A 17,524-nucleotide genomic window follows, 5' to 3' on the forward strand; every position below is an offset into this window, starting at 1 on the left:
GCGTGAATCAGTCGAGCAACTGGTCGCTGCGCACCAGGTTGCGTTCGGCTTGCAGGTGGGCTTCGGACAGGCGTCCGTAAAGCTGTTTGGTGCGTTGGGCGCGGCCAATGATTCCGGGTTTCTCGGAGTAGGCGAAGATCGCGGTGTTGCGCTCGGTTGAGCCTTCCACGCGGGTGACGCGGTGCACTGAGAACCGGCCCTTGAAGATCTGCAAATCACCGGGGTTGAGTTCCAGATTCTGCACCCGTGAGCGGTCTTCGCCACGCACCACTTTGCCGACTGCGCCGAGGTTCTCCTGGCTGCGCGAGCGGATCATCGGCGCGTACTCGAACAGGCCACCGGCCTCGGGCTTCTGGGTCATCATGCTGACGATGAATTCGTTGGTGTCGAAGTGCCAAGGCTGCTCGGTGCCCTCGGGCATCACGTTGATCACCAGGCCGGCGAAAGGGTCGGCGTATTCGAAAATCTCCGGTTCGTCGAGGCAGGCGCCGATAAAGCGCTTCATCATTGGCGACACGTACAGGCGATGGATGATCGCGTCGGGGGCGATCATGTCGCGGGTCACGAATCCACTGGTGCGCTCCATGAACGTGCGACGCGGGTCATCCTGGGGCAGGCTGGGGTCGTCTTCGGTGAAGTAGGCGTTGACCTTGCGTACTGAATAGAACGTCTTGCCCGACAGCGCCTGGCCTTCCAGGCGCGCCTGTTCCAGCACTTCGGGGCGCAGGAAGTTCTTCAGCAGGCAGCAACCGTCTTCGGCCAGTTCGGCACGCGCATGTTCAATTAATGCGCACAGTTGAACATGGCCCGAATCATGTATGGGATACAGCGTTGTATTAATGATATCGCTGATATCACCGGTTTCGGCATCGGCAAGTTTAAGACTCATACACGGCTCCTGAAGTAGGCTGTTGTGTTGAGTCGATAGTTGCGTAAACCGGTTTGAAGTGGAAATTACAAGTTGTGATCGAATCCATCGGCAGGGGCGATAGTTATGTCAGGCGAACTGGATGGGGGCTTACTTAAAGTGTTTGTGTCAATTATCGAATGCCAGGGGTTTTCGGCGGCTGCTGAGCGTTTGCATAAAACCCAGTCCACCGTCAGCCAGAGCTTGCAGCGCCTGGAGGAGATCGTGGGAACGCCGCTTATTCACCGCACCAGCCGCTCCATCGGCCTCACGCCGAGCGGCGAAACCTTTCTGATCTATGCGCGGCAGATCCTCAAGCTGCACCTTGAGGCGGTCAGCGCGGCTCAATTACCCAATGAGCAGGTGTGTATCCATCTGGGTATGCCCGAGGACTACGCTCAATACTGCCTGGGCGGGATGCTTAAGGATTTTCAGGCGCAGTTTGCCCAGGTGCGCCCGGATATTTGCTGTGAGATGTCTACCGCGCTGGTCAGCCGCTTGCATCGCGGCGAGCTGGACTTGGTGCTGGGTGTTGAGCATGCGGGCCTGCAGCCGGGGGAATACCTGTGTGATGAGCCGTTGGTGTGGGTGGCGGCGCCGAGTTGGAGTGGCGTAGGGCGCCAGTCGGTGCCGCTGGCGGTGTACGCCGAAGGGTGTGCGTTCCGTGCCAATGCCGTGCAGGCGCTGGCCCAGGCCGGGCGTTCGTGGCAGGTGGTTTATACGAGTCAGAGCCCGCGCGGTATTGCGATTGCCATTGAGCAAGGCTTGTCAGTGGGCGTGATGGCACGGCGGCTGGTGCCGGAGGGCTGGCAGATTCTGGATGAGCAGCAAGGCTTCCCAGCCATTGCCCCGGCGCGCCTGATGTTTTGGCGCTCGGTGGGTTGCCAGGTTCCGGAGGTGGAGGCGCTGGTGGAAATTTTGCAGCGCCAGTTGGGACGTTCAGGGTATTTGCACGGCCAACGCGTCCACGGACTGCCGATGGGCCATGCGCTTGAGCAGTAGCAAACTTGCCAGTACCCAGCCGGCAATCCAGGCATGTACCACGGTAAATTCGCCACTGACCTGCAACAGCCAACCGCACAGCCCATTGGCCGAAGCACTGGCCAGCCCGTAGCTGACCATGCTCAGGCTCACCACTTGCAGGCTTTGCACCGGATCGAGGCGTGCACTGAGGTAGGCGGCCATCAAACCCCATGAAGGGAAATAGAACAGCGCGAACAATCCTGCAGCGCACCAGCTCAGTAATAGGCTGGGATGCCCCAGCAGGCCGAGCATGGCGAGGCCGAATGCGCTAATGCTCAGCGCCAGCACCCGCAGTGCGCCCCAGCGATCCGCCAGCGAGCCCAATAGCAGCCCGCCGATGGCGCCGCCAATGCCGATCAACGTCCACATCGAGCCCGTAACCGCCGCACCGGCGTGCAGGCGGTCACTGACAAAGGCCGATAAAAAGTTGAGGAACGGTCCACTGATTGCGCCGATAAATCCGCTGAGTAACACAATGTGCAAGGCCACTGGCTGGTCCACGCACAGTTGCAGCCATTGTTTGAGCACTTGGGTGAATGCGGGCGGCTGGACAGAGCGGGGCGCTTGTTCGACGTGCGCAGCCAAGGTCCACAAGGTCAGCAGCGTGACCAGCAGCGTCAGGCCTGCACAGATCAACCAAAACTGGCGCAATGACAGACCTTGCAACAGTGCGATCAATAGCCCATTCAAGCAAATGGCAAAAGCGGCCCCCGACGACGCCAACCCCAGCACGCGGCTGCGATGAGTCGCCGGGATCACTTCTCGGGCCAATGCGGCAATCGCGTTCCAGTTCGACACCGCGCAGGCCGACACCAGCGCCAGGCATAGCGCAAACGGCACTACCCAAGGCGTGGCGACGGCCAGTGCCAGCAACACCGGGCTTAACACGATGGTCAGGCGCACCATATTGCGTGGGCTCACCCAGGCCGCGGCGATGCCGCTGGCAATCGAGGCACCCATGTAGAACAGCTGTAGCACGGCTGCAATCAAGGCGGCCTGGCTGTAGTTCAGTTCAAATACCCCACGGATCTGCGGCAATAAGGCGGAGTACAGAAAAATACTGAAACCGTGGGTGGTCGCGTTACAGGCGGTAAATACCAATGCCAGTAAACCGATACTTCGTCGCGTTGAAATAGGGGTGCTAGACATGGCGCGGCCTCGATTTAGTTGGCGAAGAGCCAATAGACTTAGTTGGAGGGAAGACTAACTTTTGTAGTGCGCGGGCAGCCAATGCTTAATTGTCTTAGTGTGCATGCGTTATACGCGTGCTATTTATTCGTCAGCGACGTGTTTAGTCCAAAAACGACATGATTGATTTCGGTCGAGTATTTTTCTCTGTGGGGGGAGTGCTACCGCTGGCCCAATACAAAAAGGTATGTTGTACGGGTATTTCTCTGCTCAATCTTCCTTGTTGATCGTTGTCGAGTGCTCTCCATGAAACGCAAAATGCCTGGTCTCAATGCCCTCAAAGCCTTCGAAGTCGCCGGCAGCACCGGCAGCTTTACCCGGGCTGCCGAGCTGTTGAACGTGACTCAGAGCGCGGTCAGTCGCCAGGTACGCCAGTTGGAAGAACAATTGGGGGAGAGCCTGCTGGAACGGCGCCACCATCACCTCGAGCTCACCAGCGCCGGGCGCGTGTTGTTGCGGGCGTTGCACCAGTCGTTCGACAAGATCGAGCTGACAGTGCGCAGCATCCAGCAGAAAACCCATTCCAACCGGTTGCACATCAACGCGCCGCCGACGTTTACCAGCCGCTGGTTGATGCCGCGTTTGGGGCGTTTGCGCGAGGCGCATCCGGAGTTGGAGCTGAGCATCACCACGTGCCTGCAAGACAGCCTGGCGCAGACCAGCACGCTCGATTGCGCCATTCGGTTCGGCAATGGCGAGTGGGATGGCCTGGACAGTTCGTTGCTGATTCAGGAGCGGCACATCGCGGTGTGCGCGCCGTCGCTGTATGCCCGGGAATGCAGCGATGGCGTGGATCTGAATCGCATGACCTTGTTGCATGTGTTGGCCAGTGAAGATCAGCGTTACTTGACGTGGAAGCATTGGCTGGACGCGGCGCGGATTCATGGGGTGGATACCCAGGGCGGCTATGAATTCGACTTGCTGGACCTGGCGATTCGGGCGGCAACGGATGGGTTGGGGATTACCATTGCCGACTGGCACATGGTCGCAGCGGAACTGGCCAGTGGGCAGTTGACGCAGGTGCTGAATGTGCATGTGGAAGGGCATCAGTCCTATTGGCTGGTGACCCGGCCGGAGCAGACGGATATGCCGCAGTTGCAGGTCTTCGGGCGGTGGTTGCAGGAGGAGATCTGGTTAGCGCAGCGGCAGTTGGAGCCTTCTACGGCGGCGGTTTAGCGCCTGAAGAACAGTCACAATAGTGTATTAGAGTACTGTTGATCGCTGCTAAGGATAAGGAGCCTGCTATTGAAATCGTTAGGGTTGGCGTTTGTGGTTTTGAGTATTTCCAGCAGCCTGGTGAACGCAGGCTCCGCGAGTAGAGAACAGGTGGACGAGGAGGCTATAACGGCATGCCGGCTGGTCACAAGCCTGGTGAGTCCTTCAATACTGAAATCATCCGCTTATTTTCCTGCGCCTGACGAAGTTGTCGCCTTTCTGATTCAGGGTATGAAGCCGCCACCTTCGATGAAAAATCAATTGGGGGCAGAGCTATGTTTATATTCCTTGCGCACTAAATCAGCACACTTGGCGGCGTGGGATGTGATGGCGAATTTTAAACGGGCACCCACGCCGATGCCCTCCGCAAAAGAGTTTTGAATTGGATAACTGTAGAGAACGTTGTCACCCGGCTCACGCGGTGAGCCGGGCAGTGTTAATTACATCGTCCATGACTCTGGAGAATGCACATCGTCGGGGTCATGGGCCGAACCGTCATCAGGATGAGGGCCTGGGTCATGTGATATCGGGTCGGTGTTGGAACCGCCTGAAACGAGCAAAAGTTCTTTCGCTGTCAATTCTCGCATTGTTCACTCCGTTTTATAGATTTTCATGGTGTCTGATCGCAGGTATTTTATGTGCAGTCAAGTTGAACGTTTAAGATTAAGTATGCACGGTACGAGCGACTAAACCTGCTTTTGAGGGCGGGCTATTGAGATTTAAATACATTTATATTTCTGAAATGTGCGATGGGAGTTACAGTTTATTTAAAATAGCTCGGGTGCGTTCTCAGTGCTTACAGTCGAGTAGAATCAAACCGGTCGGTACGCCGTCGCCATTTTTCCTCTGGGTATACAGCACCGAAAAAAACAACGCGGATTTCCACATGATGAGTGGGTGAGTATCCATGGGGATCAATCTGGCATCCAGGTCCTGCGCTTTCATCTGCCGTTGCCATTGTTGAAGGTCAAGCACGCTTGTTTCGGCGTTCATCGAGTAGAACAGTACGCAATCCAAATCGCCTGGGATGACTGTTGAGTCCAGAAAACTTCCACCTATCAGTATGATTTCAACGCTGATATCAGCCATCGCCAACTCTGCTATAGCAGCCTTAAGCCGTGCGCAGAGCAAGCGCCTTTTAGGATCTTTAGGCTCTGCAAAAAAGCGTGAAAGGGACGTTATATAAGGTGTTGAATTGATTGGGTTGCAGGTGGACTTATTGCCTATGAACGCTGGGAACTCCAGGGTCTTGGCGTTGGCGTAATGCTGTGAAAAAATCGAGTCTAAGTCGGTGTGGGTCATTCTGAATTTTCCCATTTAATAACAGACGCTGTGTGAGGTGAAGACTGTTTTTGTTTTAATTGGGTGGGGCTGCGGGAGTGGACAATGTATTACGTGTCTGCTGAAGGGCGCAACGTGTTAAACCGGGGAGGCTAACAAAGTAACGGATCAATAAAAGCTTCACACGGATTTTGGCAAAATGTCACATTTCGTTGGTAGCGTGATCGTTCCTGAGGAAATAGCTATTTCCAAGTGGCGTTGTCGCAAGCGTTATTTGTGCATGAGGCACAGGGGCGGAAATGAAATGGATTTTGTCATGGCAAAAGTAAAAGCACATTTTAGAAAGTCCCTGATTTATCCAGTTGGAGCGGTGCTGACTGAGGAAACGGTTAAATCGGTGTTTAACGCTCAGGCTAGGCTTGAGATGTATAAGCATAAGCCATGGCCTGTTTCGCCCGGATCGGTATCGGTTGTGTTGGCGCGCGAAAGTAAATCGCGGTGCTTCCAACATCCGCTGTTCGAGCATTATGCAACGAATAATGCGTTGGAGCCCTTGAGCAATAGAACGCCTACTGAACAACAGTATGTTGAGGTGTTTTCATCAGCACTTGAACAGTCTCTGGTCACTCTGAAGTACTCGACGATTTGTAAAATGTTGGAAGCCGCTGCCTGCGCACTCACAGGCACCATTGTGACAATCAGAGCGACGCGAGTGGGTGTCAGGCCTGATAAGCGTGGCTGCACAGTAGAGTTTGTTCAGCCATCTGATATACCAGCGGCACTTATGGCGCTTTGGAAGTATATGGCCGATTTACCGAGCAGTCGCCAAGACTTATTGGGTGCATCCGTTGCTACCGTAGGGTTGATGAATTGTCATCCATTCTTGGATGGTAATGGGCGGTTGGCACGCGTGTTGTTCAATGCCCTGATGGGGAGTACATCGCAAAACTACATTCCCTTATATGACTTTTATAACTGTTCGCCCGGCGCTCATGTATTGCGTATCCGGCAGGCTGAGCTATTTGGTGAGTGGGATGATTGGGTGCGCTTCCATTGCGACATCATTGGCTTTATGGCCGGGCACTAGGTTTATTTCCTCAGAGGGAGTTGAGGCGCCCATCAGGGCAAATAACCAACGGGCGGGTCATGGAAGGCTCTTTCCGTCACCAGGGAGTTATCAAATGCGTGTACTGACGGAAAAAGAATTGGCGCTTGTATCGGGCGGCCAGACGACGGTTGAGCCTGTTACTGATTGGGACCCAGGAGAGTTTGAGTGGTTGGGATCAAATGGCGGTTACACAGGACCGACCTGGACTTCGGGTAATACCAGCGTCACCGTAGGCGGCTCTGCTTCGGGAGGCGAGCTGTCGGGGGGAGTAGGTGTAACTGTTAAGTTCTAAGTTAAAAAGTGTGCCTTGATTGGCACACTTTCTATGAGTGACCGAATATGAAAAATACCTTATTCGCCTTGGCGCCGTTGCTGTTTTACACCGTCGCTCATGCTGCTGACCCGGCCAGTGTGCTAGGCCACGCATTCGGTTCTTTGAGCTGTGTGGAGCAGGAGGATCCTGATGGCCGCAGTACCTGTGAAGCCAGGGCACTGTCAAATGGAAAGGGTTGCTATGGCTTGTCCAGCCAGACTATGCGGGATAAGTGTTTGGATGAGGCCTTGTACCCCGTGAGCAGCGGAGAAATTGCATCAAAAGTAAAAAAGACCACTCTGGTCAACCCGCTGCCGTCGCCGGAAAAGGCGTTCACCGTGCCACCGAAGCCGCTGCTGTCGGAAGACGAAATTAAAAGGCTCGAGCGATCATTTGGACTAAAGAATGTGCCGCAATAGCCTCACTCTATGCGTGGTCGCACTCTTGCTGTCGAACCCAGTGAGTGCTGTCGAGTTGCAGGACATACAAGCCAAACTGTATGCCCCGAGTTCTATTCCATTACGCGGTCTGGAAGCATCAAGAATAGACGCTAATACGCTGCTTTCCGCCGTTCTGGCCAGGGCCCAGTCCAAGAAGCCCGCGACGCAAGTCAGCCTTGCTGATTGCGCAGTCCTCAATGTGGAAAATACGGCGACCGCCTGCAAACTCATACTGCTCGGTAATCACTTGAATGATGGGCACTTCGCGGCTTATGCGCAGGTCCTGGCGTCCATGACTGCTGAACAGCGTCGCCGAGCCGAACAGTTTATTGCTCAGTTGGATGTCGATACGCTCAAACGTGTGGGCGATCGGCAAGCCGGCTTATTGAAGCGCACTCAAATAGTATTAAGTAGTGAAGAAAATGATTATCTCAAAAGCGCTACCGACCCTTTGCTTGAAGTTGAAGTCAATGGCCACGCGGCAAAGGTCTTGTTTGATACGGGCGCGAGCGTGACAGTTATCAGCGAGTCTGATGCCCTCCGATATGGCGTTGAATTGATTAAGTTGCCGGTGGAAATCAATAGTTATTACAGCCGGCAATCGGTGAATGCCCAGTACGGCTTGATCAGGGAGATTAACCTTTCGGGCATTGAACTCAGGAACGTTCTGGTTGTAGTGGGCGGGTCGCTCAGTTTGTTTGGTTTGGACCTGATGTCTGGCTTCGACAATGTCATTGTTGGAAGTGAGCATATCACACTGAACGTAACCCCGGCGGAAATAGAGGCACTTGAAAAACAGTGCGTGGGCAGCGTATTTCTAGGCAGCTCTTATTCACGACAAACTCAGTTTTTATATGTGCTCGCTAATGTGGACGGTCAACAAACCGCTGCTTCCCTTGATACCGGTAATCTTTACTACTTAAGTGGTGGCGAAGCCAAGGTCGGTTCAGCGGGGAATGATCAGCAAAGCAAAATAATGACCGATGTGAGTGGTACCTCTCCCCGAACCATCACCCAGGCCACAATCAATCTGAACATTGGAGGGGGGGCGAAAGATGTTTCCTATACGACACTGGCCGAGCAAAAGTACCTGACGCCCTATGTCTTGGGATGGCCAGCGTTTCAAGACTACGAATTGATATGGAATACACATGAATCAAGAGCTTGCTACAAACAAAAAATCCCAGTTCAATAAGCGGCTGATGGCTGCCTGCTGTGCCCTGTTTCTTTCAGTCGCGCACGCGGCAAATATAGATGACGCGCGGGCGGCCTATAACCGTGATGACTATGCAAGTGCCTATTCTCTGGCTTCTACGCTAGCCAAGCAAGCTAACGATCCTGATGCTAGAAATATGCTCGCCGGATTGCTGTTCACGGGAAAGGGGCACAACCGCGATGTCAACGCCGCCCTAAACTTATGGACTGACTTGGCCCAGCAAAACTATGCCGCTGCACAAGCGACTTTGGGCGCCTTGTATCTGGACGGACAGGCGATTGGCGCAACTGACTATGTTAAGGCCAAGCATTATCTGGAACTTTCGGCAGCACATGAAGACCCGACCTCTATCTACAATTTAGGTTTTATGTATGAGTCCGGTCTGGGGGTAAGCAAGTCCATGCCCCAAGCCATTGAGTACTATAAAAAATCGGCACAACTAAATTATTCAAAAGCATTATTTCGCTTGGGCTCCTTGAGTGCTAACCACCTGATCGCGGACGCTAGCCCTGAGTCGGCTTGTCAATACTATGAAAAGGCAGCGAAAGCCGGTCTTGGTGAAGGCGCTTTTCTAACTGGTAAATGTTTCGCCACGGGTGTTGGCATGCCCAAAAACCTGCCCATGGCCACCCAATGGTACACAGAGGCAGCGATGCTTGACGTGCCTCAGGCGCAAGCGAATCTTGGCTATATCTTCGAGAAAGGGCTTGGTCAGGCAGTCAATTTACCCGAAGCCTACAAGTGGTATTGGCTAGCCAGTGCACGGGTTCCCGAAGCCGGCAAGCGCCTGGAAGTTATCGAGAAACAAATGCCCACTCTCAGTGATGCTGCCGACGAGCAGACCAAAGCTGCATGGCGAAAGCAAATACAAATGTTCATCAACGATAACAATAACCGGCGCGGGCTAATGATCAATAAGTGAAAGCAACCATGAACGGATGCTGAGTAAAGCATCGGGCGTGCAGGGGTGTCAGGAGTGATTTGTGGGCGACAGGATATTTCGCAGGGCCGCGTCTGAAGCGCAGCGCGTCAAATGGCTGGGGGAGATTGTGCTGATCCGGCCGACATCCTTCACTTTTCTCATTATGTTCGCCTTGGGAATGCTGGTCTTGGTAAGCAGCTTTTTTATCTGGGGCTCTTACACCAAGCGCAGCACGGTGAGTGGTCAACTGGTTCCAGCCAACGGCCAGATTAAGGTCCGGACGCCGCAAACCGGAGTGGTGCTGCAAAAGTTTGTCGTCGAAGGGCAGTCCGTTGTCATGGGTGATCCTCTGCTGACTATTTCCAGTGAACGTTATGATGCCGGCGCCGACCCGGTGCAGGCACGCGTGAGTTATCAGCTCAAGCAACGGAGGGAGTCACTGGAGCAGGAACTCGTTAAAACCCGGCAACTGCAACAGGCCGAGCGCGACAGTTTGACCAGTAAGGTGAGCACACTGCGTGATGAGCAAGCCAACCTGGCTGCGCAATTGGTCAGCCAGCGCGAGCGCGTGGCGCTGGCGGGGGATGCGTCAAATCGCTATCAGGGATTGATGCAAAAGGGCTATATCTCTATGGACCAGTTCCAGCAGCGGCAAGCCGAGCTTTTGGGACAGCGTCAAGCCCTACAGGGCCTGGATCGCGAGCGCAGTTCAATCACCCAACAATTCACCGAGCGCAACAACGAGTTGGCGGGGCTTGAAACACGCCAAGCCAATGCACTGGCGCCGATACATCGACAACTGTCGGGTATCGAACAAGAGCTGGCAGAGAGTGAAGCCAAGCGTACGGTATTGATCACCGCTCCAGGAAACGGTGTGGCAACGGCAGTTCTGACGGAAGTCGGCCAGACAGTGGACCCGTCGCGTACGTTGTTGAGCATCATGCCCCGTGACGCCCAACTGCAGGCTGAGCTCTACGCCCCGAGCAAAGCGGTGGGGTTTATCAGGCCGGGGGACGCCGTGCTGATCCGCTATCAGGCCTATCCCTATCAGAAGTTTGGCCAATATCACGCTCAAGTGGTGTCTATTTCGCGCACTGCCGTGCCCTCTGCGGATCTTGCCATTATGACGGGTGAGGTACCGGGGCTTTCGCGCAACGGCGAACAGCTCTACCGCTTGCGTGTACAACTCGACGAGCAGACCGTTATGGCCTATGGCAAGCCTCAGTTGCTGCAAAGCGGAATGCTGTTGGATGCCGACATCCTGCAGGAAAGCCGCCGCCTTTATGAATGGGTGCTGGAGCCTCTCTACAGCCTCACCGGCAAATTCTAGGAACCCCTCCCATGACTTTTCTTGACGCCATAGCCTTGCGTCCCGGGCGTCGTCTGCCCGTGGTATTGCAGACCGAAGCGACTGAATGCGGCCTGGCTTGCCTGGCGATGATTGCTGGATACCACGGGCATCGGGTCGATATGCTGGATTTGCGCCGCCGTTGCAGCGTCTCCCTCAAAGGTATTGCCCTCAAACAACTGATCAACAGTGCTCAGCAACTGCAACTGGGTGCTCGTGCTGTCACGTTGGATGTGGACGGCCTCGGCCAGCTCAAGCTGCCTTGTATTCTGCACTGGAACTTCAACCACTTTGTCGTACTCAAGTCCGTCGATCGGCAAGGCGTGGTTGTACATGATCCTGCGCGAGGGTTGCGCCGGATCAATCATGAAGGTTTATCTCAAAGCTTCACCGGCGTAGCACTGGAATTGTGGCCGGACAGCGGTTTCGAGCTGCAAGAAGACAAACCAAGAATCAAACTCCTGAACATGATGGGGCGTATTAGCGGGCTGTATCGCTCGTTGGTGCAAGTACTGCTGCTGGCACTGACGCTCGAGGTCTTTTCCCTGATCACCCCGTTCTTGCTTCAGTGGACGATCGACAACGTCATTATCAGCGCCGACCACGATCTGCTCAGTACACTGGTACTGGGCTTTACCTTGTTATTGTTGATGCAACAAGCGGTCAGCGGCGTGCGTGCCTGGGTCATGATGCATTTGAGTACGCTGCTTTCCGTGCAGTGGCGTGCGAATGTCTTCAGCCACTTGTTACGGTTGCCCAGCCAATACTTTGAGAAGCGCTACTTGGGAGATGTGGTGTCGCGTTTCGGCGCCGTAGACACTATTCAGCAGACGCTGACGGCGGCGTTCCTATCGGCGATTCTCGACGGTCTTATGTCCGTCGCGACCCTTGCAATGATGCTGCTCTACAGTCCGGCCCTGGCCGCTATTGCGATCGCCACTATGCTGCTGTATGCCGTTGGACGCTGCCTTTGGTATCGACCGCTGCGCAATGCGACCGAAGAGCAAATCATCCATGCCGCACGTCAGCAAAGCCATTTTCTGGAAACGGTGCGTGGCATTCGCCCCTTGAAACTGTTTCAGCGCCAGGAAGAGCGTCGTTCAGCCTGGCTTGGTTTGTTGGTGGAGCAGATCAACGCTGGATTGCGCACGCAAAAGCTGCGGTTGCTCTATCAACAATTGAATGGGTTGCTGTTTGGCATTGAGAACTTGTTGGTGATTTGGTTTGGCGCAAGCATGGTGATGGATGGCCAGTTCAGCGTCGGGCTGTTGATCGCGTTTATCGCCTATAAAACGCAGTTTGATACCCGAGTAGGTAACTTGATAGACAAGTTTTTCGAGCTGCGTATGTTGCAACTGCAGGGCGAACGGCTGGCAGATATTGTTCTGCACCCACCGGAAGCAACCGCTTCCAGTGTCGACCTGCAGACACTCATGGATTGTGATGCGAGCATTGAAATCCAGGGATTGCACTACCGTTATGCCGAGCAGGAGCCCTGGGTGCTGGACAACCTCGACCTGCACATTGCTGCGGGTGAATCGGTGGCTATCGTTGGTCCGTCGGGTTGCGGCAAAAGCACGCTGATGAACGTCATGCTCGGTATCCTGCCGGCCACTCGGGGGCAGATTCGTATCGCCGGTATTGAATTGGCGCAACTGGGCCTGGATGGTTTGCGGCAACTGGTAGGTACTGTGACGCAGGACGATGTGCTGTTTGCGGGATCTTTGCGCGATAACATCAGTTTCTTCGACCTCAACGTGGATCAGTCCTGGTTGATCGAATGTGCCCGGATCGCGTCGATTCACAGTGATATCCAAGCCATGCCGATGGGTTACAACACTTTGGTGGGAGACATGGGCACGGTGCTCTCCGGTGGGCAAAAGCAGCGCGTGCTGCTGGCCAGGGCCCTGTATAAGAAACCGCGAATACTCTTTCTGGACGAGGCCACCAGTCACTTGGATGTCGCGTGTGAACAGCGTGTGAATCAGGCCATTCAGGGGTTGCGAATTACGCGCATCATGGTTGCCCACCGCCCTGAAACCATCGCCTCTGCGGACCGTGTCATCCGGATTCTGGCCGGTAGGGTGGTACATGGCGATGCTGACGGACCAACGAATAGCGCACATACCGCGAACACTTCGCCAGAGATGAAACAGGGCCAGGTATGAAGCAATTATCCTCGATCTTGATGATGGCCTTGTTGTGTTGTTCACGTTCTGCATGGGCCTTTGAGCCAGACGTTTTTGACACTGCACGCAACGTTTCCCGGCAAGCGGTGTATGACGATGCACGTGGCGAGCTGTCGTGTAGTTTTGGCCGGTTACCTGAACGTTTGCCGTTAGAGCAGGTGGTCGAACGGATTTTGTGCCACGACCCACAGACGCGTATCAGTTGGGCCAATGCCAAGGCTCAGGCTGCCCAGGTTGGGCTCAGCCAGTCGGCGTATCTGCCGCGCCTGGATGGGCGCGTTGGCAGTAATCGCGGCAATGGTCGGGTTGACTACGATGAACCGGCCTTACGTTCTGGTGAAGGGCACCGGCGGCGCGACAGCGCCAGTCTTGAGCTCAGTTGGGTGTTGGTGGACTTCGGTCGACGCGGGGCCGCCTTGCGCAATGCCCGCCAGTTGCTGGTGGCTGCCAACGCTACCCAGGACGCCATGTTGCAGCGTACTTTTGTTGAGGCAGCGCAGGCTTATTACGATGCCTTGTCATCTCAGCGCAGCTTGGCCGCCTCGGTGCAGATCACCGAATTGGCGGCTCGCAACCTGGAAGCGGCGGATGCCAAATACAAAGCCGGTGCGGCCGCACTTTCTGATCGCTTGCAGGCGCAAACAGCGTTTTCCCAGGCTAATTTGCGCCAGATCCGCGACCGTGGAGCATTGCATAACGCTTTGGGTGTGATTGCCTTGCGCATGGGGCTATCACCCCAAACGCCTCTGCAGTTGGCGGGCGACCTCACTCCACTGCCGGACACTCAGTTCCTGCAGGCGGTCGATGAGTTGTTGACCCAGGCGCGTCAGGATCACCCGGCAGTACTCGCCGCACATGCTAGGCTCAGGGCCGCTCAGGCGGCCGTTGATGAGCGACGCGCTGCCAACCTTCCGAGCCTGGCACTGACCGCCGACCTGACGTACGCACGTAGCCAGCAATCGAAGATATTCAATGGCGATGAGCGTGAGCGGGACCGCAGTATCGGTTTGCAGTTGAGCATCCCGATCTTTGACGGTTTTGGCCGGACCTACCAGATCCGCCAAGCACAAGCTCGTGTCGACGCGGGCCGAGCAGAACTGGCTGAGGTTGAGCAAGAGGTCGCGCTAGACCTATGGGCCAGTTATCAGACGTTGAATATTGAGACCCAAAGTCTGCAGCGCACCAGCGAGTTGGTCGATCAATCACGCCAGTCGCTGGAGGTCATCCAGGGCCGTTATCACGCCGGGGTGGGCAGCATGATTGAGTTGCTCAATGCCCTGACCGCGTATTCCGGTGCCGAGCAAGAGCATATTCAAACCCTCAGCCGCTGGCAGACGTCACGCCTGAGGTTGGCGGCCAGTCTTGGTCGTCTGGGGTTTTGGGCTTTGTAACCCGTGTTGAGTGTTGACTTGAACAGTAGTCATCTGCACGCCGCTCAAATCCACACTCATCACTGCTAACCTGCATTTTCCTCACGTTACCCCACCCAATAAGTCGTTTGCACGCCCCCCAAGCAAATACAAAACTGCATGTCACTCGCAAAACAACAACGTTGGGCAAACCACATGCAATTCGAGCGCAATTTCTATAACGGTCAGTTCGTCGAACCCGCCAGCGACGCCCTGATCGCGGTCTACAACCCTGCCAATGAATCCCTGGTCGGCCATGTCAGCGCCGCCACCGCCGATGAAGCCATCGCCGCCGTCGACGCCGCCGCCTGCGCCCAGAAAATCTGGGGCACGCTCACCAGCATCGAACGCGCCGAGCACCTGCGTGCCTTCGCTGATGCCCTGGACAGCCACGCCGAAGCCATCGGTACGGCTTTGGCCAGCGAGTCCGGCAAGAGCGTCACTGACGCCAGCAACGAAGCCCGCTACGCCGCGCAAATTACCCGTTACCACGCCGAATGGGCCCGCCGCATCGAAGGCGAGATCATCCCCAGCGATACCTCGGACGAAAACCTGTTCCTGCACCGCGAGCCGATTGGTGTGGTGGCCTGTCTGATCCCGTTCAACTACCCGGTCTACACGCTGTTGCGCAAGATCGCCCCGGCGCTGATCGCGGGTAATACCGTAGTGGTGCGGCCCAGCAACAACACGCCACTGTCGGCGTTTGAAATTGCCAAGGCAGTGGTGACAGCCGGTATTCCAGCCGGTGTGATCAACATCCTGACCATGGACCACGCCACCGCCGCCAGCGTCTGCACGCACAAGGCCGTCGGCCTGATCACCCTCACCGGCAGCGTGAACGCCGGGCGTATCGTGCTGGATTACTGCAAGGCCAATATCGCCAAACCATCCCTGGAATTGGGCGGCAAGACCCCGGCAATCATCGAACCGGATGCCGACCTGGAAACAGCCGCCAGCGCTATCGTTGCGTCCAAGATCACCCACTGCGGTCAGCTGTGTACGGCGGTGGAACGCGTGTATGTGCACGAAAGTATTTATGAGCCATTCCTCGCTTTGCTGAAAGCCAAGATCAGCGCGGTGAAGTTCGGTGACCGTTCCACGGACGAAAGCCTGATGGGCCCGTTGGTCAACGCCAGCTCGCAAAAGAATATCCACGCCATGGTCGAGCGCGCCGTCGCTGCCGGTGCTGTACTGGAAACAGGTGGTGTGCTGCCAGCCGGGCCGGGCCATTTCTATCCGCCGACTTTGCTCAGCGGTTGCCGCCAGGACATGGAAATCATTCAGGAAGAAATCTTCGGTCCGGTGTTGCCGGTGCTCAAGTACCGCGACATCGACGAAGCGTTGGCCATGGCCAACGACCATCAGTTCGGCCTGTCATCGGTGCTCTACACCGAGAACTACCGCACGGCGATGAAAGTGGCGAATGCCATCGAAGCCGGAGAGTTGTACGTCAATCGCACGCCGGCAGACCCGTATCAGGGCTTCCACGCCGGCTGGAAACGCTCAGGGCTGGGCGGCGATGACGGTAAGCACGGGATGCTTGAGTTTACCCAGACCCGCCTGGTGGTCATGAAGTACTGATCCACGCGCACCTGTTGCACCTTTAATAAAAACAATTATCAGGGCGCCCGCGCAGCGGGTGCCTGAGGTCCACATGATGTCCAAGCCTGCACCCGTTGCCCAGGTTTCCGTTGCCGTGCCCGCGGCAAACGACACTGCCAGCCGTTATTTCCAATTGCTGTTGCTGGTACTCGCCGCCGGCGCGATCTACCCGATCCTCTACCTGCGCCAGGTCTACCAGACCACCATGCTCGACGTGTTCCAGATCAACCACAGTCAACTGGGCTACCTGTACTCCATGCTCGGCACGATCTTTTTGCTTAGCTACCTGCCCAGCGGATGGCTGGCCGACCGTTTGCCGCCACGCTTTTTGATCTTCTTCTCGCTGGTCGCCACCGGCGCACTGGGCCTGTGGTACGCCAGCGTGCCGTCAATGACCGGCCTGATGATCATTTTCGGTTGCTGGGGCCTGACCACTGGCCTGACGTTCTGGGCCTCGGTGCTCAAGCGCGTGAAGATGATTGCTCATCAGAGTGAGCAGGGGCGGTTCTTCGGCATTCTCGATGGCGGTCGCGGGCTGGTGGAAGCCTTGCTGGCGACCGTGGCCCTGGGCCTGTTTGCCTATGCCACCGAAACTCAAAGCCAGTCGGCGGCCCAAGGCTTCAAGCACGTGGTGTACCTGTACTCGTTTATCTGTATAGCCATTGGCTGCGGGCTGGTACTGCTCAAAGATCCCAAGTCTCTGGCCGAGACGCCAGCGGTAGAGAAGGGCAAGTTCAACCTGATCGCCGACCTGACCACCCTGGTGAAAATCCCCGAGCTGTGGCTGGTGACCGCCATCGTGTTCTGCGGTTATCACATGTTCTGGGCTACCTACAGCTTCTCCGACTACTTGCAAGGCAGCGGCATGACTGCGGTGATGGCCGGCACCATCACCACCATCAAACTGTGGATGCGCCCCATCGGCGGCATCGGCGGCGGCTGGCTGGGCGACAAGTTCTCGAACATCTCGGTGCTGATCGTCGCGCTGGTGCTGGTGACCTTGGCGATGGTCGGGCTGATCGTGTTCCCGGCGCTCAACAGCCTCGGCCTGCTGATCGGCACGGTGATCTTTATCGGCCTGATGACCTATGCGATTCGCGGTCTGTACTGGGCGATTCTCGACAGTTGCGACATTCCGCTGCGCATCACCGGCTTGGCCATCGGCATCGTCTCGGTGGTGGGTTACCTGCCCGACACCTTTATCCCGCTGATCAATGGCTACCTGACCGATACCTACCCAGGCAAGGCCGGTTACAACCTGTATTTCGGCTACATCGCCTTTATCGGCGTGCTCGGGACGCTTGCGGCCCTGACGCTGCGCGCTCGAATCAACCGTAAAAAATTCAACCAGACAGGTGCCTGA

General features: G+C 55.9%; 16 protein-coding genes. 13 read left to right on the forward strand and 3 right to left on the reverse strand.

Annotation, left to right across the window (positions count from 1 at the left end):
• Positions 1-7 precede the first annotated feature (7 nt).
• Positions 8-889, reverse strand: a complete 882-nt coding sequence (locus tag ACQY47_RS28700) for a HalD/BesD family halogenase (protein WP_428554041.1) — start codon at positions 887-889, stop codon at positions 8-10.
• A 105-nt stretch (positions 890-994) separates the two neighbouring features.
• Between ACQY47_RS28700 and ACQY47_RS28705 the strand changes: the two genes are divergently transcribed.
• Complete coding sequence (locus ACQY47_RS28705; RefSeq protein ID WP_428554044.1) at positions 995-1,909, forward strand: LysR family transcriptional regulator; 915 nt, start codon at positions 995-997, stop codon at positions 1,907-1,909.
• Here the strand turns inward: ACQY47_RS28705 and ACQY47_RS28710 are convergent.
• The gene (locus tag ACQY47_RS28710) at positions 1,847-3,079 is read right to left on the reverse strand and encodes an MFS transporter (protein WP_236460938.1); all 1,233 of its coding nucleotides are present in this window, start codon (positions 3,077-3,079) and stop codon (positions 1,847-1,849) included. The two genes, ACQY47_RS28705 and ACQY47_RS28710, sit on opposite strands and share 63 nt — an antisense overlap.
• 285 nt (positions 3,080-3,364) lie before the next feature.
• Between ACQY47_RS28710 and ACQY47_RS28715 the strand changes: the two genes are divergently transcribed.
• Together ACQY47_RS28715 and ACQY47_RS28720 are read left to right on the forward strand one after the other, a co-directional pair.
• Positions 3,365-4,294, forward strand: coding sequence for a LysR substrate-binding domain-containing protein (locus ACQY47_RS28715; RefSeq protein WP_176992280.1), 930 nt, complete (start codon positions 3,365-3,367; stop codon positions 4,292-4,294).
• A 69-nt stretch (positions 4,295-4,363) separates the two neighbouring features.
• Positions 4,364-4,714, forward strand: coding sequence for a hypothetical protein (locus ACQY47_RS28720; RefSeq protein ID WP_138453467.1), 351 nt, complete (start codon positions 4,364-4,366; stop codon positions 4,712-4,714).
• 408 nt (positions 4,715-5,122) lie between these two features.
• On the opposite strand, the gene ACQY47_RS28725 is transcribed toward ACQY47_RS28720, so the two are convergent.
• The gene (locus ACQY47_RS28725) at positions 5,123-5,635 is read right to left on the reverse strand and encodes a DUF6932 family protein (RefSeq protein ID WP_138453466.1); all 513 of its coding nucleotides are present in this window, start codon (positions 5,633-5,635) and stop codon (positions 5,123-5,125) included.
• Positions 5,636-5,930: 295 nt separating this feature from the next.
• Here ACQY47_RS28725 and ACQY47_RS28730 point away from each other — a divergent pair, with 295 nt between their 5' ends.
• From ACQY47_RS28730 to ACQY47_RS28775, 10 genes are all read left to right on the forward strand, one after another.
• Positions 5,931-6,701 (forward strand): Fic family protein, encoded by a 771-nt coding sequence (locus ACQY47_RS28730; protein ID WP_428554049.1) that lies wholly within the window; start codon positions 5,931-5,933, stop codon positions 6,699-6,701.
• Between the two features lie 94 nt (positions 6,702-6,795).
• Positions 6,796-7,014, forward strand: a complete 219-nt coding sequence (locus tag ACQY47_RS28735; protein ID WP_138453464.1) for a bacteriocin — start codon at positions 6,796-6,798, stop codon at positions 7,012-7,014.
• A 47-nt stretch (positions 7,015-7,061) separates the two neighbouring features.
• A complete protein-coding gene (locus ACQY47_RS28740; protein ID WP_138453463.1) occupies positions 7,062-7,454 on the forward strand; it encodes a hypothetical protein in 393 nt (130 codons plus the stop codon).
• Positions 7,441-8,670, forward strand: coding sequence for a retropepsin-like aspartic protease (locus ACQY47_RS28745; protein ID WP_138453462.1), 1,230 nt, complete (start codon positions 7,441-7,443; stop codon positions 8,668-8,670). The genes ACQY47_RS28740 and ACQY47_RS28745 overlap by 14 nt, the downstream gene beginning before the upstream one ends.
• Positions 8,627-9,613: a tetratricopeptide repeat protein gene (locus ACQY47_RS28750; RefSeq protein WP_236460937.1), complete on the forward strand. Its 987-nt coding sequence runs from the start codon at positions 8,627-8,629 to the stop codon at positions 9,611-9,613. Before ACQY47_RS28745 ends, ACQY47_RS28750 begins: the two co-directional genes overlap by 44 nt.
• Before the next feature lie 73 nt (positions 9,614-9,686).
• Positions 9,687-10,943 (forward strand): HlyD family secretion protein, encoded by a 1,257-nt coding sequence (locus tag ACQY47_RS28755; protein ID WP_428557401.1) that lies wholly within the window; start codon positions 9,687-9,689, stop codon positions 10,941-10,943.
• Positions 10,944-10,954: 11 nt separating this feature from the next.
• The gene (locus tag ACQY47_RS28760; RefSeq protein WP_138452804.1) at positions 10,955-13,129 is read left to right on the forward strand and encodes a peptidase domain-containing ABC transporter; all 2,175 of its coding nucleotides are present in this window, start codon (positions 10,955-10,957) and stop codon (positions 13,127-13,129) included.
• Positions 13,126-14,541: a TolC family protein gene (locus ACQY47_RS28765; protein ID WP_138452807.1), complete on the forward strand. Its 1,416-nt coding sequence runs from the start codon at positions 13,126-13,128 to the stop codon at positions 14,539-14,541. Before ACQY47_RS28760 ends, ACQY47_RS28765 begins: the two co-directional genes overlap by 4 nt.
• A 174-nt stretch (positions 14,542-14,715) precedes the next feature.
• Positions 14,716-16,140: an aldehyde dehydrogenase gene (aldA, locus tag ACQY47_RS28770; RefSeq protein WP_428554056.1), complete on the forward strand. Its 1,425-nt coding sequence runs from the start codon at positions 14,716-14,718 to the stop codon at positions 16,138-16,140.
• 76 nt (positions 16,141-16,216) lie between these two features.
• The gene (locus tag ACQY47_RS28775) at positions 16,217-17,524 is read left to right on the forward strand and encodes an MFS transporter (RefSeq protein WP_056860322.1); all 1,308 of its coding nucleotides are present in this window, start codon (positions 16,217-16,219) and stop codon (positions 17,522-17,524) included.

It is taken from the genome of Pseudomonas edaphica (assembly GCF_965277385.1).
GTDB lineage: Bacteria > Pseudomonadota > Gammaproteobacteria > Pseudomonadales > Pseudomonadaceae > Aquipseudomonas > Aquipseudomonas edaphica.